This window comes from Nevskia sp. (genome assembly GCF_051860985.1).
Classification (GTDB): domain Bacteria; phylum Pseudomonadota; class Gammaproteobacteria; order Nevskiales; family Nevskiaceae; genus Nevskia.
Window position 1 is genome coordinate 161,192 of sequence record NZ_JBIMKV010000001.1, and the last position, 22,984, is coordinate 184,175.

Genomic DNA, 22,984 nt, shown 5'->3' on the forward strand with positions numbered 1-22,984 from the left:
ATTTGTGCGGCAGGACAGCGTTTTGACACTACACGACCCGATGGTCACGCGCCAGAACGTAAACCTCCGGGCTACGCTGGCGCGAGGCCTTGGGTTTTCGAATCTGCACGGTCTTGAAACGGTTCCGCACCATCTTCAGGTACGCCTCCGATCCCTCGCCCTGGAACAGCTTGACCAGGAACGCGCCCCCCGGCTTCAGTCGCTGGACAGCGAAATCCAGCGCCAGTTCACAGAGGTAGATCGAGGACGCCTGGTCGGCGACGTCGATACCCGAGATATTGGGGGCCATGTCCGACAACACAAGATCGGCGGCTCCGACCGGCACCAGGGATTCCAGCGCCTGCAGCACCACATCCTCGCGGAAATCGCCGCAGATGAACTCCACCCCCGGCACCTCCTTCATCGGCAGGATGTCGAGCGCCACCAGCCGCCCATTCTTGCCGATCTGCGGGCGGGCGTACTGGCTCCAGCCGCCAGGCGCGGCGCCCAGGTCGACGACCGTCATTCCGGGCCGGAAGATCCGGTCCCGTTCCTGGATTTCCTTGAGCTTGTAGACCGCCCGCGAGCGATAGCCTTCCTTGCGGGCCAGCTGCACGTAGGGATCGGCCTCGTGCTCGGCCAGCCATTGGGTGCTGCTCTTACTGCGCGCCTTGCTCAATCCCGTCTCAGAGGTAGCTGACCTTCACGACTTCCAGTTCGCGGACGCCGCCCGGCGTCTGCACCTGGGCGACATCGCCTTCGGACTTGCCGATCAGCGCCCGCGCGATCGGCGAATTCACCGAGATCAGGCCTTTCTTGATGTCGGCCTCGTCCTCGCCGACGATCTGGTAGCGCAGTTCGTCGCCGGAATCGGCATCGACCAGATCGACGGTCGTCGAAAACACCACCTTGCCGGACTTCGGCAGGCCGGCCGGATCGACGATCACGGCGTTCGACAGCTTGCCCTCGATCTCGCCGATGCGGCCTTCGTTGAAGCCATGTTCCTCGCGCGCGGCTGCGTACTCGGCGTTTTCCTTCAGGTCGCCATGCGAGCGCGCCTCGTCGACGGCCGCGATGATCTTCGGCCGCAGTTCGCTCTTCCGGTAGCGCAGTTCCTCGCGCAGCGCTTCGGCGCCACGCAGGGTCATCGGGGTCTTGGTGCTCATGCGGCGATTTGCTGGTGAAGGTCCTGGAGCCGATTCACGTCGACATGGTCGAGATGATCCATCGCGATCGCCGCCGCGCAGGCGCCAGCGATGGTCGTGAAATAGCACAGTTTCTGGGCGATGGCGGCGGCGCGGATCGAATGCGATTCCTCGACCGACTTCTTGCCTTCGGTGGTGTTGGCGATGAACTGGATCTCGCCGTTCTTGATCATGTCGACACAGTGCGGGCGGCCTTCCTTGACCTTGTTGACGCGCTCACAGGCCAGCCCTGCCGCCGCAAGCGTGCGCGCGGTGCCCTCGGTCGCCACCACCTTGAAGCCCTTGGCGATCAGCAGACGGCCCAGTTCCACCGCCCGCGTCTTGTCGGCCTCGCGGACCGACACGAAGGCGGTGCCGGACGACGGCAGGGTCATGCCGGCCGCCAGCAGCGCCTTGTTGAAGGCCTCGCCGAAATGCGCGCCGGCACCCATCACTTCGCCGGTCGAGCGCATTTCCGGGCCGAGCAGCGGATCGACACCCGGGAACTTGGCGAACGGGAACACCGATTCCTTGACCGAGTAGTAGGCCGGCACGATCTCCTTGACCACGCTCTGGCTGGCCAAGGTCTGGCCGGCCATGCAGCGGGCCGCAATCTTGGCCAGCGGCCGGCCGATCGCCTTCGACACGAACGGGCTGGTGCGCGACGCGCGCGGGTTCACTTCCAGCAGGTAGACGGTTTCACCCTGCAGCGCGAACTGGGCGTTCATCAGGCCGCAGACGTTCAGTGCCCGCGCCAGCTTGAACATCTGCTCCCGGATGTCGTCCTGCACCTTGCGGCTCAGCGAATAGGCCGGCAGCGAGCAGGCCGAGTCGCCGGAGTGCACGCCGGCCTGCTCGATGTGCTCCATGATGCCGCCGATCACCACGTTGCCGGCGGCGTCGGCCAGCGCATCGACGTCGACCTCGATGGCGTTCTCGAGGAAGCGATCGAGCAGCACCGGCGAATCGTTCGACACCTTGACCGCCTCGGTCATGTAGCGCTGCAGGTCGGCATCGTCATGGACGATCTCCATCGCCCGGCCGCCCAGCACGTAGCTCGGTCGCACCACCAGCGGGTAGCCCACTTTCTGCGCGACGGCCAGCGCAGCTTCCAGCGACGTCGCGACGCCGTTCGGCGGCTGCTTGAGCTTGAGCGTGTCGACCAGCTTCTGGAAACGCTCGCGGTCTTCGGCGAGGTCGATCGAATCCGGGCTGGTGCCGATGATCGGCGCACCGGCGGCTTCCAGCGCCCGCGCCAGCTTCAGCGGCGTCTGGCCGCCGAACTGCACGATCACGCCGACCGGCTTTTCCAGCTCGATGATCTCCATCACGTCTTCGAACGTCAGCGGCTCGAAGTACAGGCGATCGGAGGTGTCGTAATCGGTCGACACGGTTTCCGGGTTGCAATTCACCATGATCGTTTCGAAACCGTCTTCGCGCAGTGCCATCGCGGCGTGCACGCAGCAGTAGTCGAACTCGATGCCCTGGCCGATACGGTTCGGGCCACCGCCAAGCACGATGATCTTCTTGCGATCGCTGACCGCCGCCTCGCATTCCTCGTCGTAGCTGGAATACAGGTACGCGGTTGACGACGGGAATTCGGCGGCGCAGGTATCCACGCGCTTGTAGACCGGCCGGATGCCGAGCGCGTGGCGACGGGCGCGCACGGCCTCGGCCTTGATGCCAAGCAATCTGGCGATGCGGCGGTCCGAGAAGCCGAGCCGCTTCCAGCTGCGCAGCTCGGCTGCCGACACGCCGTCGACACGCGACCGTGCGATGTCGGCCTCGACGGCGATGATCTCGGCGATCTGGTCGAGGAACCAGGGATCGATCTTCGAATAGCGGAACACGTCCGCCAGGCTCATGCCGGCGCGGAAGGCATCGCCGACGTACCAGATGCGGCCCGAACGCGGCGTCGCCAGTTCTTCGCGAATCTTGGTCAGCCCTGCTTCGCTGCTCGGGTCCGGCACCACCGGATCGAAGCCGTCGGAGCCCACTTCGAGGCCGCGCAGGGCTTTCTGCAGCGATTCCTGGAAGTTGCGGCCGATCGCCATGACTTCACCGACCGACTTCATCTGCGTGGTCAGGCGCGAGTCGGCGGTCGGGAATTTCTCGAACGTGAAGCGCGGAATCTTGGTGACGACGTAATCGATCGACGGCTCGAACGAGGCCGGCGTGACACCGCCAGTGATCTCGTTGCGCAGCTCATCCAGCGTGTAGCCGACCGCGAGCTTGGCCGCGATCTTGGCGATCGGGAAGCCGGTGGCCTTCGAGGCCAGCGCCGAGGAACGCGACACGCGCGGATTCATCTCGATGACGATCATCCGGCCATCGTCAGGATTGATCGCGAACTGCACGTTGGAGCCGCCGGTGTCGACCCCGATCTTGCGCAGCACCGCGATGCTGGCGTTACGCATGATCTGGTATTCCTTGTCGGTCAGCGTCTGCGCCGGTGCGACGGTGATCGAGTCGCCGGTGTGCACGCCCATCGGATCGAGGTTCTCGATCGAGCAGACGATGATGCAGTTGTCCAGGCGATCCCGGACCACTTCCATCTCGTACTCCTTCCAGCCGAGCAGCGATTCCTCGATCAGCACTTCGGTGGTCGGCGACAGGTCCAGACCACGGGTGACGATCTCCTCGAACTCTTCGACGTTGTAGGCGATACCGCCGCCCGAGCCGCCCAAGGTGAAGCTCGGCCGGATGATCACCGGATAGCCGATGCCGGCCTGGATCGTGCGGGCCTCGTCCATCGAATGCGCCACGCCAGAGCGCGCCGAGCCGAGACCGATCTCGGTCATCGCATCGCGGAATTTCTGGCGGTCTTCGGCCAGATCGATGGCATGGGCGTTGGCGCCGATCAGCTCGCAGCCGAACTTTTCCAGAACGCCTTCGCGGGCCAGATCGAGCGCGCAGTTGAGCGCGGTCTGGCCGCCCATGGTCGGCAGCACCGCGTCCGGGCGCTCCTTCTCGATGATCCGGGCGACGGTCTGCCAGCGGATCGGCTCGATGTAGGTGGCGTCGGCCATTTCCGGGTCGGTCATGATCGTCGCCGGATTGGAGTTGACCAGGATCACCCGGTAACCCTCGGCGCGCAGCGCCTTGCAGGCCTGGGCGCCGGAGTAGTCGAACTCGCAGGCCTGGCCGATGACGATCGGGCCGGCGCCGATGATCAGGATGCTCTTCAGGTCGGTGCGCTTAGCCACGGGCGCGCTCCTTCGTGGCGTCGATCAGGGTGACGAAACGGTCGAACAGATAACTCACGTCATGGGGTCCTGGGCTGGCTTCCGGGTGTCCCTGGAAGCTGAAGGCCGGCGCGTCGGTCAGGCGGATGCCCTGGTTGGAACCGTCGAACAGCGAGCGGTGGGTGACGATCGCATTGGCCGGAAGGCTGGCTTCGTCAACGGCGAAGCCGTGGTTCTGGCTGGTGATCAGCACGCGCCGCGTTTCGAGATCCTGCACCGGGTGGTTGGCGCCGTGATGGCCGAACTTCATCTTGAGTGTCTTGGCGCCACTGGCCAGACCGAGAATCTGGTGGCCGAGGCAGATGCCGAAGGTGGGCAACTTCATGGCAAGGAATTCGCGGGCGGCGGCGATCGCGTAATCGCAGGGCGCCGGATCGCCGGGGCCGTTCGACAGCATCACGCCGTCCGGCTTGAGCTTGAGGACCTCGGCCGCCGTCGACTTCGCCGGCACCACCGTCACCCGGCAGCCGCGATCGACCAGCATGCGCAGGATGTTGCGCTTGACGCCAAAGTCGTAGACCACGACATGGCGGCTGCCGCCGCTGATGTCCGGCTCGGCATTGGTCTTGAGTTCCCAGCTGCCACGCGTCCAGGCATAGGGCGCCGCCGTGGTGACAACCTTGGCGAGATCCATGTTCTTCAGGCCCGGCCAGGCCTGCGCCTGCTGAAGTGCCGCCTGCTCGTCGATGCCGTGACCCGCGACGATGCAGCCGTTCTGCGCACCCTTGTCGCGCAGGATCCGGGTCAGGCGGCGGGTATCAATGCCGGCGATCGCGACGACGCGCTGTGCCAGCAGGTAATCGCCGAACGACTGCCTGGAGCGGAAGTTCGACGGCGGACGCGGCACTTCCCGCAGGACAAGGCCGGCCAGCTGGGTCTTTTCGGACTCGTCGTCCTCCGGGTTGACGCCGACATTGCCGATGTGCGGATAGGTCAGCGTGACGATCTGTTCGCGGTACGAGGGATCGGTGAGGATTTCCTGGTAGCCGGTCATCGCCGTGTTGAACACCACTTCGCCGACCGTCGAACCCTCGATGCCGATCGAGACGCCATGAAAGATGCTGCCGTCGGCGAGCGCGAGAAGAGCCGGTGTCGTTTGACGCATGTTGTAGGAGAAGTCCTTGATGAGCTTGAGGTATTCCCCTGCTGCACGGCGACCGCGCATAAGCAAAGGGGGGCCGAACCGCGATGGTTCGCCCCCCTTGCAGGATTAAGACGCCATTTTACCGGTGCGACCGGAAGGCGTCCATCAATCCACCGGCATTTCGTGCACAACTCGTGCCGATCAGAATTCGAACTGTCCCTGCCCCCCGGCGGACGGCACCCGGAACCGGCTGATATCGGGCTCGAAGCGCGGCCGGTCGAGGCCGAGCCTGCGCGTGGCCAGCCGGTAGCGCTGTCTGATCAGGTCGGCGAACGCGCCCTCGCCCTTCATCCGCGTGCCGAACGACGCGTCGTAGTCACGGCCGCCGCGCATCTGCTGCACGAGGCTCATCACATGCGCCGCCTTCAGCGGCAGATGGGTGTCCAGCCAGCCGCGAAACAGGTCCTTGACCTCGTGTGGCAGCCGCAGCAGCACGTAGCTGGCCGAGGTCGCGCCGTGGTCGCGGCCCGCTTCGAGCACCGCTTCAAGCTCGGCGTCGTTCACGAACGGAATGATCGGCGAGAACATCACCCGCACCGGCACGCCGATGTCGGCCAGCTGTCGCATCACCTTCAAGCGCGCGGCCGGCGATGCGGCGCGCGGCTCCAGCGTCCGCTTCAGGCCGGATTCCAGCGTGGTCAGCGTGATGCCGACCGTCACCAGCCGGTCGCGCGCCAGATCCGCCAGCAGGTCGAGGTCGCGTTCGATCAGGGTGCCCTTGGTGATGATGCCGACCGGATGGCGGAAGCGCGCCAGCACTTCGAGCACCTGGCGAGTGATCCGGTAGGTCTTCTCGATCGGCTGGTAGCAGTCGGTGTTGGCGCCGAGCATGGTGAACACCGGCTGGTAGCGGCGCCGCCGCAGTTCGGCATCCAGCACCTCGGCGGCGTTGATCTTGGCGAACAGGCGGGTCTCGAAATCGAGCCCGGCCGACAGGTTCAGGTAACCGTGGCTGGGGCGCGCGTAGCAGTAGTTGCAGCCGTGCTCGCAGCCTTGATAGGGGTTGATGGTCTGGTCGAAGCCGATGTCGGGCGATTCATTGCGGGTCAGGATCGATTTCGCCTGCACCGGGCTGACGATGGTCTGGAACGATGCCTCGGACTCCGGCGCCAGATCCCAGCCGTCATCGACCTTGTTGACGGCTTGCGTCTCGAAACGGCCCGCCTCGTTGGAGCCGGCGCCCCTGCCCTTGCGCAGCACGGCGCGCCTTCAGGCGTCCCGACGGCCGCGCGGACAGATGGCCATCAACGGCTTCCGGCGCCGCTCATGTAGTCGAGCGTCAGGCCGACCAGCGCCCGCACGCCCAGCGGCAGCCCGGCTTCGTCGACCTTGAAGCGTGGCGAATGGTTGGGCGCGTACTCGTCCCTGCTGGCGCCGGGCTTGCGGACGCCGACAAACACGAACAGGCCGGGAATCTTCTGCTGGTAGAACGAGAAATCCTCGGATACCGTCTGCGGCGTCGATTCGATCAGGTTGGCATCGCCGGCCAGGCGGGCCAAGGTCGGTCGCATGCGGGCCGTCAGCGACGGGTCGTTGTAGGTGACCGGATAGCGGTGGTCGACCCCGATCTTCACCTCGGCCGTGGCGCCGGTGGCTTCCGCCGTCCGGGTCGCCGTGCGACGCACCGCTTCCGCCAGCTTGATGCGCGCTTCCGGGTTCAGCGCCCGCAAGGTGCCCTTCATCACCACCCGCTCGGGAATGATGTTGTTGCGCACGCCACCTTCGATCTTGCCGATGGTGACGATCGCCGCCCCCTGGGTGATGTCGATCTGGCGGCTGACCACGGTCTGCAGCGCATTGATGATCTGGGCGCTGGCAACGATCGGATCGACGCCGTTCCACGGGATCGCGCCGTGCGTCTGACGGCCGGTGACGGTGATCGTCAGATCTTCGGACGAGGCCATCAGGCCGCCAGCGCGAAAGGCCAGCTTGCCGCTTTCGTATTCGGTCAGCACATGCAGGCCGAAGATCACTTCCGGCACCGGCGCGCTGCTCAGCACGCCTTCCTCGATCATCCGCTTGGCGCCGGCGTCCTCGCCCGGCGGCGGTCCTTCCTCCGCCGGCTGGAAGATCAGCTTGACGGTGCCCGGGAGCTGCGCGCGCAGCGTCATCAGCACCTCGGCCGCACCGAGCAGCATCGCCATGTGGGTGTCGTGACCGCAGGCGTGCATCACGCCGACCTCCTTGCCGTCGAAGGTCGATTTCACCGTCGACGCGAATGGCAGATCGACTTCCTCGGCCACCGGCAGCCCGTCCATGTCGGCACGCAGCGCGACGACCGGCCCGGGCTTGCCGCCCTTCAGCACCGCGACCACGCCATGACCGGCGACGCCGGTCTGCACCGTATAGCCCAGCGCCTGCAGGCGGCCGGCGATCCAGGCGCCGGTCTCCACTTCGCGGTTCGACAGCTCCGGATGCGCGTGCAGGTGCCGGCGGGCGCTGATCACGTCCGCCATCACGCCGTCGACCAGCGTATCGGCCCGCTGCCGCAGACCCGTGTCGGCAGCCTGCACGGCGATGTTCGCCTGCAGGCCCAGCAGCAGCACGGGGAATATCAGGAGACGCTTCATCGCCGCAGGTCCGGACCGGGAATGGCCCAGATTAGCGGCTGCCCGTCGCGAACGTCTGCAGCGCGTCACCGGTCAGCCGGAAGATCCGCCATTCCTGCATCAGCCGGGCGCCGAGGCTTTCGTAGAAGCCGATCGCCGGCGCGTTCCAGTCGAGCACCGACCACTCCAGCCGGCCACAGCCGCGCGCCACGGCGATCTGCGCCAGCTGCCGCAGCAAGGCCTTGCCGTAGCCCTTGCCGCGATGGGCCGGTTCGACGAACAGGTCTTCCAGGTACAGCCCGCGCCGGCTCAGGAACGTGGAGAAGTTGTGGAAGTACAGCGCGAAGCCAACTGCCGCGCCCTCGGCACGGGCGATCAGGCATTCGGCGCCGGGGGTGCTGCCAAACAGCGCCGCCTGCAGGCTGGCTTCGGTCGCCACCACCTCGTGCGACAGCTTTTCGTAGTCGGCCAGCGCGCGGATCAGATGCAGGATGGCCGGCACGTCGGCCGCCGTTGCCGGAGTGATCGACAGCATCGAAGCGCCCTCAGATTTCGACATGGAAGCCCAGCTCGACGACGTCTTCGGGCGGCAGGCTGTAGAAGTCGGTCGCCCGGACCGCGTTGTGGGCCATGAAGGCGAACAGGTGGTCGCGCCACAGCGCCATACCCGGCAGCGTGTCGGACGGAATCAGCGTCGCCCGGCCCAGGAAATAGGTGACGTCGTCGATGTCGATGTCCAGGCCGAGCTGCTCGCTGAGGCGCAGCGCCACCGGCACGTTCGGGGTCTGCATGAAGCCGTAGCGGATCACCAGCCGGTAGATGCCGGGGGCGATGCCCCAGCCGCGCAGCCGGTCGATGGCCGGCACGCGCGGCTCGTCCACCGTTTGCACGGTCAGCAGCACGATGCGCTCGTTCAGCACGCGGTTACGTTCGAGATGGCGCAGCAGATAGGCGGGCGCATGGTCGCCGCCGGTCAGGTAGACGCCGGTGCCGGGAATCCGATGCGGCGGGTCGTACTTGACGCGCCGCGCGAGCGCCTCGGTGCTGACCTCGCCCTCGGCGATCCGGAGCTGCAGCAGCTTGCGGCCGCGGCTCCAGGTGGTCATCAAGGTGAAGATGCAGACCGCCATCAGCAGCGGCACCCAGCCGCCGGCCATCACCTTCAGCAGGTTAGCGCCGAAGAACGCCAGGTCGATGACCAGGAACAGCAGCGCCAGCGGCAGCACCAGCGCGGGATGCCAGTCATGGCGGCGGGCGACGAAGAACGCCAGTACCGTGGTCACCACCATGGTCGACGACACCGCGATGCCGTAGGCCGCCGCCAGATGGGTCGACGAGCGGAACGACAGCACCAGGGCGATGCACAGCAGCATCAGCAGCCAGTTGACCGCCGGAATGTAGATCTGGCCCTGCTCGTCGCCGGAGGTCTGGATGATGGTCAGGCGCGGCAGCTGACCGAGCTGCACCAGCTGGCGGGTCAGCGAAAAAGCGCCGGTGATCATCGCCTGCGAGGCGATCACGGTGGCGAAGGTGGTCAGCCCGATCAGCGGGTAGCGCATCCAGCCCGGCGCCAGCTGGTAGAACGGGTTGTGCAGACCATCGCCGCCGTCGAGGATCAGGGCACCCTGGCCGTAGTAGTTCAGCAGCAGCGCCGGCAGCACCAGCAGCAGCCAGGCGCGGCGGATCGGCGAACGCCCGAAGTGGCCCATGTCGGCGTACAGCGCCTCGGCGCCGGTGACGACCAGGAACACCGAACTGAGCACCAGGAAGCCGGTGCTGCCGTTGCGGAGGAAGAAGTCAACCGCATGGGTCGGCGACAGCGCCACCAGCACCGCCGGATTGCCGATCACGCCGTGCACGCCGAGCGCCGCCAGGGTCAGGAACCAGAGGGTCATGCCGGGACCGAACAGCGCGCCGATGCCGCCGGTGCCGCGCTGCTGCATCAGGAAGATGCCGACGATGATCAGCAGGGTCAGCGGCACCACCAGCCCGTGCAGCGCCGGGGCTGCCACGCTCAGGCCCTCGATGGCCGACAGCACCGAGATCGCCGGGGTGATCGCGCCGTCGCCATACAGCAGCGCCGCGCCGAACAGGCCGAGCAGCATCAGCAGGTAGCGCTGCGAACCGGGCCGCGCACGCCAGGGATTGAGCAGCGCGACCAGCGCGATGGTGCCGCCCTCGCCCCGGTTGTCGGCGCGCAGCACGATCGTCAGGTACTTCAGCGTCACCACCAGCATCAGCGCCCAGGTGATCAGGCTGAGCACGCCGAGCACGTTGGCCGGCGTCGGCGCGATGCCGTGCTCGCCGTAGAAGCATTCCCGCAGCGCGTAGATCGGGCTGGTGCCGATGTCGCCGTACACAACGCCGAGCGCGGCAACGCTCAGGCTCAGGGTCTTGCGGTCGTGCATCGCCGGGGTGGGAAGGAATAGGCGCCGCGCCGACTTTAATTCAGCCGTTCAGGCCAAGCACATCCCGCATCGAATAGAGCCCGGCCGGCTGGCCGGCCAGCCATTCGGCCGCGCGCAGCGCGCCGCTGGCGAAGTTGGTGCGGCTGCTGGCCCGATGGGAAATCTCCACCCGCTCGCCATCGCCGAGGAACAGCACCGTGTGATCGCCGACCACATCGCCGCCACGCACGGTCGCGAAGCCGATGGTCTCGCGCTTGCGCGGGCCGATCTGGCCTTCGCGGCCGTAGATCGCGTTGCTGCGCAGGTCGCGCTCGAGGCCGGCGGCGGCGGCTTCGCCGAAGGCCAGCGCGGTGCCGCTCGGCGAATCGACCTTGTGGCGGTGATGGGCTTCAACGATCTCGACGTCGTAGTCGTCACCCAGGGTGCGCGCCGCCAGCTCGACCAGCTTGAGCGCGACGTTGACGCCGACCGAGTAGTTGGCGGCGATGCAGACCGGAATCTCGCGGGCAGCTGCCGCGATCGCGTCCTTCTGCTCCGGCGTGAAGCCGGTGGTGCCGATCACCATCGGCCGCCGCGCCGCGACACAGGCCGCCAGCGCCGCCAGCGTCGCCGCCGGACCGGTGAAGTCGACCAGCACGGCGGTCGCCGCCAGCGCAGCGGGCAGCTGGTCGGTCAGCGCCACGCCGGCCGGGGCAACGCCGATCAGGGTGCCGGCATCGCTGCCGAGCGACGGATGGCCGCCGCGTTCGATGGCGGCGCCCAGACGTAAGGTCGGCGTGCGCAGGGTGCTGTCGATCAGCGCGCGTCCCATGCGGCCGGAGGCGCCGAGGATGGCAACGGCAAGAGGCTGGTTCATGGCGAGAATTTTTCGGATCGTGACGTCGACGGGTGGCGCGGCGCGGCCGCGCTCAGCCCGGCTTGATGTGCTGTTCGAAGAACTGCTTGGCCTTCGACAGCCAGGAACTGGCGGCCGGGCTGTGCTTGTCGCCGCCCTTGTCGACCGTTTCGCCGAATTCCTTGAGCAGGTCCTTCTGCTTGCGCGTCAGATGTACCGGCGTCTCGACGATCACGCTGCACAGCAGATCGCCTTGCGGACCACCGCGCACCGGCTTGACGCCGAGCCCGCGCAGCCGGAACACCTTGCCGCTCTGGGTGCCTTCGGGAACCGTGAGCTTGGCGCGGCCGTTCAGCGTCGGCACGTCCATCTCGCCGCCGAGCGCCGCCACCACGAAGCCGACCGGCACCTGGCAGTGCAGATCGTTGTTGTCGCGCTCGAAGATCTCGTGCGGCTTCACTTCCACCTGCACGTAGAGATCGCCCGCCGGCGCGTTGCGCTCGCCCGGTTCGCCCTCGCCGGTCAGGCGGATGCGGTCGCCGGTGTCGACACCCGGCGGAATCTTCACTTCCAGCGTCTTTTCGTTGCGGGTCTTGCCGACGCCGCGGCAGGACTTGCAGGTATCGGTGACCAAGGTGCCGCGCCCCCGGCAGGCCGGGCAGCTCTGCTGCAGCACGAAGAAGCCCTGCTGCACGCGTACCTGGCCCTGGCCACGGCAGGTGCCGCATTGCGGCGCCGGCTTGCCGTCGGCGGTGCCGTTGCCGTTGCAGGGCTCGCAGTCGCGAACGGTGGGGATCTTGATCGTTTCGGTGGTGCCGAACACCGCCTGTTCCAGCGACAGCTCGATGCGGTAGCGCAGGTCCGCGCCGCGCCGGGGACCGCCACGACCACCGCCGAAGATGTCCGAGAACACGTCGCCGAAGATGTCGGCGAAGCCGCCGCCGAAGTCGCTGCCGCCACCACCGCGCTGCAGGCCTTCGTGGCCGTACTTGTCGTAGACGGCGCGCTTCTGCGCGTCGGTCAGGACTTCGTAGGCCTCATTTGCTTCCTTGAATTTCTCCTCGGCCGACTTGTCGCCCGGGTTGCGATCCGGGTGCAGCTTCATCGCCAGCTTGCGATAGGCCTTCTTCAGTTCGTCATCGGTCGCGCCCTTGGCGACGCCGAGGACTTCGTAGTAATCGCGCTTGCTCATGATTTCGGTAAGGCAGACGGCATCAGGGATGTGGCGATGCGGAACGGCATCTCGATGAATCCGGTGCGGGTGTCCTGTGACGCAAAAAGGCGGGAGGCCTGAGAGCGGCCGTCAGGCGACGCTCCCATGCCTCCCGCCGGACCGTCCGACGTCTTACTTCTTGTCCTTCACTTCGGTGAACTCGGCATCGACGACATCGCCATCGGCGCCGCCTGGCGCGGCACCAGCGCCGGCACCGGCCTCGGCCCCCGGCGCACCGCCGGCGGCACTGGCCTTGGCATAGGCCCGCTCGGCCAGCTTGCCGCTAGCTGCGGCCAGCGCCTCGGTCTTGGCGGTGATCGCATCCTTGTCCGAGCCCTTCAGCGCCTCGCGCAGTTCGGCAATCGCCGATTCGATCGCCTTCTTCTCGTCTTCGGCCACTTCCGAGGCCAGATCCTTCAGCGACTTCTCCACGCCGTGGATCATCTGGTCACCCTGATTGCGGGCGGTGATCAGCTCGTTGAACTTGCGGTCCTCGTCGGCATGGGCCTCGGCGTCCTTGATCATCTTCTTGATCTCGTCGTCGCTCAGGCCGGAGTTGGCCTTGACGACGATCGACTGCGACTTGCCCGTGGCCTTGTCCTTCGCCGACACGTTCAGGATGCCGTTGGCGTCGATGTCGAAGGTCACCTCGACCTGCGGCACGCCACGCGGCGCCGGCGGAATGTCCTGCAGATCGAACTTGCCGAGCGACTTGTTGGCGCTGGCGATCTCGCGCTCGCCCTGCAGCACGTGCACGGTCACCGCGCCCTGGTTGTCTTCGGCGGTGGTGAAGGTTTCCGACTTGCGGGTCGGGATCGTGGTGTTCTTGTCGATCAGCTTGGTCATCTTGCCGCCCAGCGTCTCGATGCCCAGCGACAGCGGCGTGACGTCGAGCAGCAGCACGTCCTTGACATCGCCAGCCAGCACCGCGCCCTGAATCGCCGCACCGACGGCCACCGCTTCGTCCGGGTTGACGTCGCGGCGCGGCTCGCGGCCGAACAGGCCCTTGACCGCGTCCTGCACCTTCGGCATGCGAGTCTGGCCGCCGACCAGGATCACTTCCTGAATCTCCGATGCCGACAGACCGGCATCCTTCAGCGCCACCTTGCAGGGCTCCAGCGTCTTGGCGACCAGATCATCGACCAGCGATTCCAGCTTGGCGCGGGTCATCTTGATGTTCAGGTGCTTCGGGCCGGTCGCATCCGCCGTGATGTACGGCAGGTTGACGTCGGTCTGGGTCGTCGACGACAGCTCGATCTTCGCCTTCTCGGCCGCTTCCTTCAGACGCTGCAGCGCCAGCGGATCGTTCTTCAGGTTGATGCCCGATTCCTTCTTGAACTCCTCGACGATGTAGTCGATGACGCGCATGTCGAAGTCTTCGCCACCGAGGAAGGTGTCGCCGTTGGTCGACAGCACTTCGAACTGGTGCTCGCCGTCGACTTCGGCGATCTCGATGATCGAGATGTCGAAGGTGCCGCCGCCGAGGTCATAGACGGCGATCTTGCGGTCGCCCTTGACCTTGTCCATGCCGAACGCGAGTGCGGCAGCGGTCGGCTCGTTGATGATGCGCTTGACGTCCAGACCGGCGATGCGGCCGGCGTCCTTGGTTGCCTGGCGCTGGCTGTCGTTGAAGTAGGCCGGCACCGTGATGACCGCCTCGGTGACCTTCTCGCCGAGATAGTCTTCGGCGGTCTTCTTCATCTTGATCAGCACTTCGGCGGAGATCTGCTGGGCCGCCATCGGCTTGCCGCGCGCTTCGACCCAGGCGTCGCCATTGGCGGCCTTGACGATCTTGTACGGCACCATCGCGATGTCCTTCTGCACCACCGAGTCGTCGAACCGGCGGCCGATCAGGCGCTTCACGGCATACAGCGTGTTGTGCGGGTTGGTGACGGCCTGACGCTTGGCCGGACGGCCGACCGTGGTCTGGCCATCTTCCTGGTAAGCGACGACCGACGGCGTGGTGCGCTCGCCTTCGGCGTTCTCGATGACCTTGGCGGTGCCGCCTTCCATGATCGCGACGCAGGAATTGGTGGTGCCGAGGTCGATGCCGATGATCTTGGCCATGATGTGGGGTACTCCAGTGTTCGGTGAGTTGTTGATGCGGGAGATGTGTTGGTTGGCAGCGCGCTTTCAAGCTGCCATCGACGACGCGCGGGGCGTCGCCGACTTACGGTGCCTTGGCGACGATGACCATCGCCGGCCGCAGCAGGCGCTCGTGCAGGCGATAGCCCTTCTGCAGCACGCTGATCACGTGATTCGGCGCGACGTCGGCGCTGGGCACCGCCGACACGGCCTCGTGCAGGTCCGGGTTAAACGGCTGCCCGGCCGGGTCGACGATGCTGATGCCGTGCTTCTCGAAGAACTTCAGCAGCTGGCCGTGGGTCAGGGTCATGCCTTCGCCGATCGACGCCGCCGTGGCTTCCGGGCTGCCGGCAGCCTTGATGCCGAGTTCGAGGCTGTCGTTGATCGCCAGCAGGTCGCCGAGCACCCGCTCGGTGCCGAACTTGCGGGCACTGTCGATCTCGCGCTCGGCGCGCTTGCGCACGTTGTCGAGTTCAGCCATGGCGCGCAGCTGCGCGTCGCGCGCCGTGCTGGCGGCCGCTTCGGCCTCGGTGAGGCGGGCGTTGAGCGCTTCGTATTCCTCGATCGACACCGAGGTGCTGCTGGCCTCGGGCGCAGCCGAGGGCGTTGCGGATGATTCCGTCATCGTGGATTCCAATCGGTTCGGGTGTTTCAGGCGGGTGATTCGGCGGCGATGACGCCCCCGCGCCTCGCCTGCTCAGCCTTTTTGGGATGCTTCAGCGGCTTTCAAGGCCGGATCCCAGCCCGTTTCCGAGCAGCCGCGCGGTTTCCGACACCAGCGGAATGATCCGCTGGTAGGCCATCCGCGTCGGCCCGATCACGCCGAGCACGCCGGCCACCTGACCGTCGATGGCATACGGCGCGGTGACCAGGCTGCAGCCGTCGAGCACCTGGTAGCCGGATTCGCCGCCGATGAAGATCTGCACGCCGGAGGCGGTCAGGCACTGGTCGAACAGGTCGAGCAGGTCGCGCTTCTGGTCGAGCACGTCGAACAGCCGGCGCAGGCGGCCGACGTCGGACAGCTCCTGGAAGCCGAGCAGGTTGGTGCCGCCGGCCAGCACGTAGTCGTCATCGGCGTCCTGCCCCTTCAGCGCCGCCTCGGCCAGCGCCGCCGCCTCGCCGAGCATCTGGTTGATGCGCTTCTGGGCTTCCACCAGTTCATCAGCCAGGGTCCGCCGCAGGCTCAGCAGATCGCGGCCGGCGAAGGTCTCGTTGATGATGTTGGCGTAGCGCTCCAACTCCTGGGCGCTGTAGTCGCGGCCCATGTCGAGCACGCGGTTCTGTACCTCGCGCTGGTTGACCACCAGGATCGCCAGCACCCGGCCGCCGGACAGGTTCAGGAATTCGATCCGCCGCAGCACGGTGACATTGCGGCGCGGCACGGTGACCACGCCGGCCATCGACGACAGCCGGCTGAGCAGGCCGGACACGGTCTGCAGCATGTCGGCCGAGGACTTGCTGCCGGGCAGCAGCTCGCCGGCGATCCGCTCCAGCTCGGCGGCCGACAGCGGCTCGGGCGCCAGCAGGGTGTCGACGAAGTAGCGATAGCCGGCCTGGGTCGGCACGCGGCCGGCCGAGGTATGCGGGCTGGCGACGAAGCCGAGGTCCTCGAGATCGGCCATCACGTTGCGGATCGTCGCCGGGCTGAGTTCCACCTTGAAGGCGCGCGCCAGGGTGCGCGAACCGACCGGCTGGCCATCCTGCAGATGGCGCTCGATCAGCAACTTCAGCAGTTCGGCGGCGCGGGGGTCGAGTTTCTCGGACATGGGCATTGCAAGGTTCGGGCAGCACGGCACGGGCAGGCAAGAATCGCACGCAAACGGTGCGGCGCACCGGCCTTAGGTTTGCGGATTTCATGATAATTTGCGCCCCACTCGCAAAACCAAGTGCGCCGCCGGTCACCCCGACTGTCCCTCGTGACTCCCAGCCTTTTCCAGACCGTCGGCGTGATCGGCAAGCGCCGCGATCCCCGCGTCACCGACACGCTCGGCCGGCTCTGTAGCCTGCTTCGCGAACACCGCCGCGACGTGCTGGTGGAAACCGAAACCGCTCGCCTGCTGCCGTCCGGCAGCTGCCCGACTGCCAGTCGCGAGGAACTGGCCAGCCGCTGCCAGCTGATCGTGGTGATCGGCGGCGACGGCACCCTGCTCGACGCCGGCCGCAGCCTCGCCAGTTCCGGCGTGCCGATCCTCGGCGTCAACCAGGGCCGGCTCGGCTTTCTGGTCGATGTCCGCCCGGAGGACATGGCGGCCACGCTCGGCGCCCTGTTCCGCGGCGAGTACATCCGCGAGACGCGGCTGGTGCTGGAAGCGCGCGTGCGCCGCGCCGACGGCGGCCTGAGCTTGCCGTGGATGGCGGTGAACGACGTGGTGATCCGCAACCAGGCGGCGATCCGCATGGTCGAGTTCGCCACCTTCCTGGCCAGCGACGTCGGTGACGGCTGGGAGTTCATCAGCCAGCACCGCGCCGACGGCTTCATCGTGTCGACCGCCACCGGTTCGACCGCCTATGCGCTGTCCGGCGGTGGTCCGGTCGTGCATCCGGCGCTGGCGGCGCTGGCGCTGGTACCGATCTGCCCGCACACGCTGACCGACCGGCCGATCGTGGTGCCCGCCTCGCGCACCGTGCGCATCGTGCTGGGCGCCAACGAATCCGGCGCGACGATGACCTGCGACGGCCAGATCGGCACGGCGCTGAGTCCGTCGGACGCCGTCGAAATCCGCCGTTCGCCGCAGGACCTGGTACTGCTGCACCCGCGCCACTACAGCTACTTCGAACTGCTGCGCGACAAGCTCGACTGGGGTCGCAACCCGGTCGGCATGCTCAAGAAATAGTCTCCACGCCCCGACCCCATGCTGCGCAGCCTGCAGATCAAGAACCTCGCGATCATCGACGAGCTGAACCTCGACTGGTCGACCGGCTTTCATGTGCTCACCGGCGAGACCGGCGCCGGCAAATCGATCCTGATCGACGCTCTCGGCCTGGTGATCGGTCTGCGTGCCGATGCCACGCTGGTCCGCGCCGGCGCCGACAAGGCCGAGGTGGCGGCCGAATTTTCCGTGGCCGATTGCGCCGCCGCCGCCGACTGGCTGACCGAGCGGGACCTGCGCGATGGCGACGACTGCATGATCCGCCGCGTCGTCCACGCCGAAGGCCGGACCCGCGCCTTCGTCAACGGCAGCGCCGTCAGCGCCACCGAACTGCGCGATCTCGGCGAACGGCTGGTGGAAATCTTCGGCCAGGGCGAAAGCCGTTCATTGCTGATGGCCGATGCCCAGCGACGCGCGCTCGACGAATCCGGCCGCTATCCGGGCCCGCTCGCGGCAGTTGCGGCCGCAGCCCGATCGGTCCAGCAGATCGAAGCCGACATCGAAGCGCTGCGCAGCGTCCAGAGCCGCGATCCGGCACAGCTGGAGTACCTGCGCTTCCAGCTGCAGGAGCTCGATGCGCTGGCGTTGAGCGCCGAGGAACTGGTCGAACTCGATGCCGAGCACAAGCGACTTGCCAATGCCGGCCGGCTGATCAACGAGGGCGACGGCGCCCAGCAGCTGCTGTACGGCGGCGAGTCCAGTGTCTATGACCAGCTGTCGCGGGCGCTGACGGTGCTGCACGGCCTGACGCCGCTGCACGAGGGTTTCGCCGAGGCCGAGAGCCTGGCGGCGGCGGCGCAGGCGCAGGTCCGGGAAGCGGCCGACGCGGTGCGCCGCCTGATCGAGCGCCTGGATCTCGACCCGGAGCGGCTGGCCGAGGTCGAAGGCCGCCTCGGCGCGATCCACGATCTGGCGCGCAAGCACCGGGTGCGCGCCGACGAGCTGGTGCAGCGCCACGCCGAACTGCGCGTGGAGCTGGGCACGCTTGAAGACGCCGGCACCGCGCTGGCCCGCCTCGAAGACCTGCGGGCCACGGCACTGAAAGCCTACGGTGCCGCGGCGGCGGCGCTGACCAGCGCCCGCCGGGCGGCGGCGATCACCCTGGCCGCAGCCGTGACCGGCCGGGTTCGCGAGCTGGGCATGCCGAACGCCGAGTTCGTCGTGGCCGTGGAGCCGCTCGGCCGCGACCGACCGACGCTGCACGGTGCCGATTCGGTGCGCTTCGATTTCTCCGCCAACCCGGGCCAGCCGCCCCGGCCGCTGGCCAAGGTAGCGTCCGGCGGCGAGCTGTCTCGCATCAGCCTTGCGCTGCAGGTCAGCCTGCTGTCGGAGGAAGGCGCGGCGACGATGATCTTCGACGAGGTCGACGCCGGTATTGGCGGCGTCACCGCGGATGTCGTCGGCCAGCAATTGGCCGCGCTGGGCACGCACCGGCAGGTGCTGTGCGTCACCCATCTCGCCCAAGTCGCCGCCCGGGGCAACGCCCACTACGGCATCGCGAAATCGGTGGCCAACGGCCAGACGCGAACTTCGGTGCGGCCGCTGGATCACGCCGCCCGCATCGCCGAACTGTCGCGGATGCTCGGCGGCGACGGCAGCGGCGGCAGCACCGTCAGCCTCGCCGAGGAACTGCTCGGCCGGGCCGCAACGCGGCGCTGATCGAGGAGCCTTACAGGCGCCGGCTGGACGCCTGCTTCAGGTGCGGGCAGTCCTTCTTCTGGCACTCGCCGTACATGATCAGGTTGTGCTCGATCAGCTTGAAGCCGAGCGAGTCCGCCTTTTCGCGCTGGCGCTTCTCGATGATCTCGTCCTCGAACTCATCGACCCGGCCGCACTGCATGCAGACGATGTGATCGTGGTGGTGGCCGCGCTCCAGCTCGAACACCGCGTGGCCGCCTTCGAAATGATGGCGGGTCACCAGGCCGGCTGCCTCGAACTGCGTCAGCACCCGGTAGACCGTCGCCAGGCCGATGTCCTCGCCGCCATCCATCAGCCGCCGGTAGATTTCTTCGGCGGACAGGTGGCGCGTCGGGCTGTGTTCCAGCATCTCGATGATCTTGAGCCGCGGCAAGGTCACCTTGAGTCCCGCGTTGCGAAGATCCTGCGATTCCATGAGGCTTTCCTTGAGCGAAATGAAGGCGATCAGCGCGCAAAACGCACGGAACGTGCCCTAAACGACGTTGCGCTATTATCGCATCTCGCTTTTCAGCCACAACCTACATGCGCCCGGCCATTCGTTCGATCTTTGCGGTCCTGCTGAGTTTCAGCCTGTCGGGCTGCTTCCTCGTCTACAAGCTGCCGACCCGTCAGGGCAATGTGATCGATCAGAAGCAGTTCGATCTGCTGAAAGTCGGCCAGACCCGTGAACAGGTGAAGTTCCTGCTCGGCACGCCGATCGCCACCTCGCCATTCCGCAACGATCGCTGGGACTACTTCGGCTATTACAAGGACCCGCGCGGCAAGGTCTCGACCCGCACGATCAGTCTCTATTTCGCCGGCGACAAGCTCGACCGGATGGAGGGTGTGCAGATCGCCAGCCACAACGCGACGCCGGGCAGCCCGGACACGGCGAAGACCGCGAGCGACGGCAACGCTGCCGACACGAGCCCGGATGCCGGCACCAGCCAGGACCCGCTGGCCAAGGGCACGGAGTCGAAGGGCAGCAACTAGCGGCCGGGATTTGCTCTTCGGCGCGCCCGGCTGCGGCGCGCCTGCTTGGGATCGGCCGCCAGCGGAAGGCAGATCTCGACGCGCTCGCCGTCCGCAACGGCACTCTCCAGCGACCTGATCCGGCCGAACACCGTCGCCACGCCGCCGTCCGGCACGGCCATCGCGGCGGCCGACAGGGCATCGCGCACGGATGCCGTGATCGGCAATTCGACTGTCCGGCGAACGACACTGCCGCCGGCGACCGCCATCACCACGTCGACCCTCACGCTGCCTCCTTATAATTCGACGATGAGCCAGCCCAAGCGTAGCGGGAAGAAGAAGGAAGCAGCGGCCGACCGCGATATCGCCCAGAACCGGCGCGCGCGCTTCGAGTACTTCATCGAGGACAGTTTCGAAGCTGGCATCGTGCTGCTGGGGTGGGAGGTCAAGAGTCTGCGGGTCGGCAAGGCGCAGATCACCGAAGCCTACGTGATCATCAAGGATGGCGAGGCCTGGCTGCTTGGCGGCCACTTCAATCCGCTGTTGTCGGCATCGACGCATGTCGTGCCGGACCCGACACGAACCCGCAAGCTGCTGCTGAGCCGCCGGGAAATCGATCTCTTGCGCGGCAAGGTTGAGCGCGCCGGCTACACCATCGTGCCGCTGGATCTGCACTGGAGCCACGGGCGCGCGAAGCTGAACATCGGCTTGGCCAAGGGCAAGAAGCTGCACGACAAGCGCAGCACCGAAAAGGAGCGCGACTGGCAGCGCGAGAAAGGCCGCGCCATGCGGCACGACGCCTGAGTTCGCACAGCCGTCGAGCATTGCACCGCGCCTGCCCGCCGTCTCCGCGCTGCAGGAATACCGTACGCCCGCACTGCACCAGCATGACGCGGATTACGTATTGAACCGTCCGTCACCAAGGCCTTTACGGCCAACATGATTGCAGATTCAGGCGTCAAACAGGCGGTTATCGCCGACCGATTGCCGAAATTCACTTTCCGGCGCGGGTGTGCGCAGCAGATTGCCGCCGGTCATGCCAAACAGCAGCTTGAGTAGGCACCCAGCCGGCCCACGGCTACCGGCGCGACGCTGCCTGGGAGGGGCGGGAAACCGAGTGTGCTATCGTCTATCGACACGGGGGTGACATGGTTTCGACAGTGACTGGAAACTCGACGTGCATGCCGAGGTGCTTTCTTCCTCGTAAAACTTGAAAGCAAACAAGCTAGTTGCGAACGACGCTAACTACGCCCTCGCCGCCTAATCCCGGCGAGCGGTTGCCCCGGTGGTGTTGATGCCCCGGAAGCAGCCGTCGACTCTCATCAACTCGCGATAAAGGCAGGTCACTTGCCGATACGCTAAAACCCAAAGTGAATAGGTGAGCGCGATCCGTGCCTGTCCGGGAGCGATCAATGAAAATCAAAGACCGGCTAAGCATGTAGATCGAAGAACGGAAGGTTGTTGGACGCGGGTTCGATTCCCGCCACCTCCACCATTTCAGCGAAGGCCGCCTTGTGCGGCCTTTCGTGTTTTGGCCGCCGCCATTGCGGCCGATCGTCGGGACCCGGATGCCGGCTGGCCTGCCGTCACATTTCCGTCGCGCGCTGGCAGTCATGGTGCGCTTATTGCTAACGCGACTATCAAGATACCGAACCTGAAAATCGGCCAATCGACAATGATTCTGTTGGGTTTATCGGCTTGCTCGCCGTCACCAGAATTCCCTATTCGCGCCGTATCGTGCAGCTGAGCAATCGTTGCCATGGCTGCTTTTGCCTATCGGGACGCCAAACGAAATGCCGGTCAAAAACCTGCGCCGGGGACTTGATGGCCGCCGGTATCGATCGTCATAATTTTCCTTTTAACGGACGTTTTTGCTAAAGTAATTTAATGACCGCCAATAATCTTGTTTTCATTGTTATGGACAGCTGCCGCTACGACAGCTACCAGCGCGCCAAACGGCCGCACATGGATCGCATCGGGGAGGGCTCGAAGCGCTACTCGTTCGCGTCGTGGACCAGCCCGTCTCACTACACCTACCTGATGGGCATGATTCCGCACACAAGCCCGCAGGGCGTGTTCGCGTCGGAGGTCTACAAGAAGGATTTCTCGCTCTGGGTCGATCGCCTGGGCGTCAAGGACCTGTCGTTCAAGAGCTTCGTGCCGCAGCTGTCGCTGCCCCACGTGCTGCAGCAGAACGGCTACCGCACGTCGGCCAAGGTGTCGCTGCCCGTGCTGAATCCGTTCTCGCACCTGAACAAGCATTTCGACGATTACAAGCTGATGGCGAATCACAACGATTTCGCCGGCATGGTCAAGCAGATCGAATTCGACGAGTCGGAGCCGCAGTTCTACTTCCTGAACCTCGGCGAAACGCACTATCCGTTCATGCTCGACCCGAAGAACATGCCGCACATCTCCGGCGTGCACGGCGTGTTCAAGCGCATGGACGACAACCTTGGCCAGGAAACCGAAGACAAGTTCTTCGATGACGAGCAGATGCGCGATCTGCACACGCAGCAGGTCCGCTGCGTGGAATACGTCGACGAAGTGCTCGATGCGCTGATCGCCAAAGCGCCGGTCGGCACCCATTTCGTGATCACCGCCGACCATGGCGAATGCTTCGGGGAAGGCGGCTATTTCGGCCATGGTCCGATCGTTCACGAGAAGGTGCTCGAAGTGCCGTTCCTGGAAGGCCGGAAGCGCTGATCCGTCACAGCATGGCGGGTGCGGGAAAGATGTCGATGAGTGCGGGGTCAGACGGGAGAGCGGCAGTGGTTCACGATAGCTTCGATGTTTTCGGGCTTGCGCCTGCTGACGCAGCCC

General features: G+C 66.3%; 20 protein-coding genes and 1 other RNA gene. 6 read left to right on the forward strand and 15 right to left on the reverse strand.

Annotated features, from left to right (window positions below; translation table 11 throughout):
- Window positions 1-28: 28 nt before the first annotated feature.
- From rlmE to hrcA, 13 genes are all read right to left on the reverse strand, one after another.
- On the reverse strand, window positions 29-658 hold the full coding sequence (gene rlmE, locus ACTIGJ_RS00750) for a 23S rRNA (uridine(2552)-2'-O)-methyltransferase RlmE (protein ID WP_439638359.1): 630 nt from the start codon (window positions 656-658) through the stop codon (window positions 29-31).
- 7 nt (window positions 659-665) lie between these two features.
- On the reverse strand, window positions 666-1,145 hold the full coding sequence (gene greA / locus ACTIGJ_RS00755) for a transcription elongation factor GreA (RefSeq protein ID WP_439638360.1): 480 nt from the start codon (window positions 1,143-1,145) through the stop codon (window positions 666-668).
- Window positions 1,142-4,369, reverse strand: a complete 3,228-nt coding sequence (carB, locus tag ACTIGJ_RS00760; protein ID WP_439638361.1) for a carbamoyl-phosphate synthase large subunit — start codon at window positions 4,367-4,369, stop codon at window positions 1,142-1,144. Before carB ends, greA begins: the two co-directional genes overlap by 4 nt.
- The gene (gene carA / locus ACTIGJ_RS00765; protein WP_439638642.1) at window positions 4,362-5,513 is read right to left on the reverse strand and encodes a glutamine-hydrolyzing carbamoyl-phosphate synthase small subunit; all 1,152 of its coding nucleotides are present in this window, start codon (window positions 5,511-5,513) and stop codon (window positions 4,362-4,364) included. Before carA ends, carB begins: the two co-directional genes overlap by 8 nt.
- 180 nt (window positions 5,514-5,693) lie before the next feature.
- On the reverse strand, window positions 5,694-6,752 hold the full coding sequence (locus ACTIGJ_RS00770; RefSeq protein ID WP_439638362.1) for a PA0069 family radical SAM protein: 1,059 nt from the start codon (window positions 6,750-6,752) through the stop codon (window positions 5,694-5,696).
- Window positions 6,753-6,796: 44 nt separating this feature from the next.
- Complete coding sequence (locus tag ACTIGJ_RS00775) at window positions 6,797-8,122, reverse strand: amidohydrolase (protein ID WP_439638363.1); 1,326 nt, start codon at window positions 8,120-8,122, stop codon at window positions 6,797-6,799.
- A gap of 31 nt (window positions 8,123-8,153) precedes the next feature.
- Window positions 8,154-8,660, reverse strand: a complete 507-nt coding sequence (locus tag ACTIGJ_RS00780; RefSeq protein WP_439638364.1) for a GNAT family N-acetyltransferase — start codon at window positions 8,658-8,660, stop codon at window positions 8,154-8,156.
- Complete coding sequence (locus ACTIGJ_RS00785; protein WP_439638365.1) at window positions 8,647-10,509, reverse strand: potassium transporter Kup; 1,863 nt, start codon at window positions 10,507-10,509, stop codon at window positions 8,647-8,649. Before ACTIGJ_RS00785 ends, ACTIGJ_RS00780 begins: the two co-directional genes overlap by 14 nt.
- A gap of 40 nt (window positions 10,510-10,549) precedes the next feature.
- Window positions 10,550-11,365 (reverse strand): 4-hydroxy-tetrahydrodipicolinate reductase, encoded by an 816-nt coding sequence (gene dapB / locus ACTIGJ_RS00790; protein ID WP_439638366.1) that lies wholly within the window; start codon window positions 11,363-11,365, stop codon window positions 10,550-10,552.
- A 52-nt stretch (window positions 11,366-11,417) separates the two neighbouring features.
- Entirely contained in the window at window positions 11,418-12,536 is a 1,119-nt protein-coding gene (gene dnaJ, locus ACTIGJ_RS00795; protein ID WP_439638367.1) for a molecular chaperone DnaJ, read from the reverse strand.
- Window positions 12,537-12,689: 153 nt separating this feature from the next.
- Window positions 12,690-14,624 (reverse strand): molecular chaperone DnaK, encoded by a 1,935-nt coding sequence (gene dnaK, locus ACTIGJ_RS00800; protein ID WP_439638368.1) that lies wholly within the window; start codon window positions 14,622-14,624, stop codon window positions 12,690-12,692.
- A 103-nt stretch (window positions 14,625-14,727) separates the two neighbouring features.
- The gene (grpE, locus tag ACTIGJ_RS00805) at window positions 14,728-15,267 is read right to left on the reverse strand and encodes a nucleotide exchange factor GrpE (RefSeq protein ID WP_439638369.1); all 540 of its coding nucleotides are present in this window, start codon (window positions 15,265-15,267) and stop codon (window positions 14,728-14,730) included.
- Between the two features lie 91 nt (window positions 15,268-15,358).
- On the reverse strand, window positions 15,359-16,408 hold the full coding sequence (gene hrcA, locus ACTIGJ_RS00810) for a heat-inducible transcriptional repressor HrcA (protein ID WP_439638370.1): 1,050 nt from the start codon (window positions 16,406-16,408) through the stop codon (window positions 15,359-15,361).
- A gap of 150 nt (window positions 16,409-16,558) precedes the next feature.
- Here hrcA and ACTIGJ_RS00815 point away from each other — a divergent pair, with 150 nt between their 5' ends.
- Both ACTIGJ_RS00815 and recN read left to right on the forward strand, forming a co-directional pair.
- A complete protein-coding gene (locus ACTIGJ_RS00815) occupies window positions 16,559-17,476 on the forward strand; it encodes an NAD(+) kinase (protein WP_439638371.1) in 918 nt (305 codons plus the stop codon).
- Between the two features lie 18 nt (window positions 17,477-17,494).
- Window positions 17,495-19,171: a DNA repair protein RecN gene (gene recN, locus ACTIGJ_RS00820; RefSeq protein WP_439638372.1), complete on the forward strand. Its 1,677-nt coding sequence runs from the start codon at window positions 17,495-17,497 to the stop codon at window positions 19,169-19,171.
- A 10-nt stretch (window positions 19,172-19,181) separates the two neighbouring features.
- Here recN and fur read toward each other — a convergent pair whose 3' ends face one another.
- Window positions 19,182-19,625 (reverse strand): ferric iron uptake transcriptional regulator, encoded by a 444-nt coding sequence (gene fur, locus ACTIGJ_RS00825; protein ID WP_439638373.1) that lies wholly within the window; start codon window positions 19,623-19,625, stop codon window positions 19,182-19,184.
- Window positions 19,626-19,732: 107 nt separating this feature from the next.
- Between fur and ACTIGJ_RS00830 the strand changes: the two genes are divergently transcribed.
- The gene (locus ACTIGJ_RS00830) at window positions 19,733-20,182 is read left to right on the forward strand and encodes an outer membrane protein assembly factor BamE (protein ID WP_439638374.1); all 450 of its coding nucleotides are present in this window, start codon (window positions 19,733-19,735) and stop codon (window positions 20,180-20,182) included.
- Here ACTIGJ_RS00830 and ACTIGJ_RS00835 read toward each other — a convergent pair.
- On the reverse strand, window positions 20,179-20,436 hold the full coding sequence (locus ACTIGJ_RS00835) for an RnfH family protein (RefSeq protein WP_439638375.1): 258 nt from the start codon (window positions 20,434-20,436) through the stop codon (window positions 20,179-20,181). The genes ACTIGJ_RS00830 and ACTIGJ_RS00835 overlap by 4 nt on opposite strands.
- 34 nt (window positions 20,437-20,470) lie before the next feature.
- Between ACTIGJ_RS00835 and smpB the strand changes: the two genes are divergently transcribed.
- The 3 genes from smpB (at window position 20,471) to ACTIGJ_RS00850 (ending at window position 22,867) form a co-directional block, all read left to right on the forward strand.
- Window positions 20,471-20,965, forward strand: a complete 495-nt coding sequence (gene smpB / locus ACTIGJ_RS00840; protein WP_439638376.1) for an SsrA-binding protein SmpB — start codon at window positions 20,471-20,473, stop codon at window positions 20,963-20,965.
- Window positions 20,966-21,300: 335 nt separating this feature from the next.
- Window positions 21,301-21,656, forward strand: a transfer-messenger RNA (tmRNA) gene (gene ssrA, locus ACTIGJ_RS00845).
- A gap of 392 nt (window positions 21,657-22,048) precedes the next feature.
- Complete coding sequence (locus ACTIGJ_RS00850; RefSeq protein ID WP_439638377.1) at window positions 22,049-22,867, forward strand: sulfatase-like hydrolase/transferase; 819 nt, start codon at window positions 22,049-22,051, stop codon at window positions 22,865-22,867.
- Window positions 22,868-22,984: the final 117 nt, after the last annotated feature.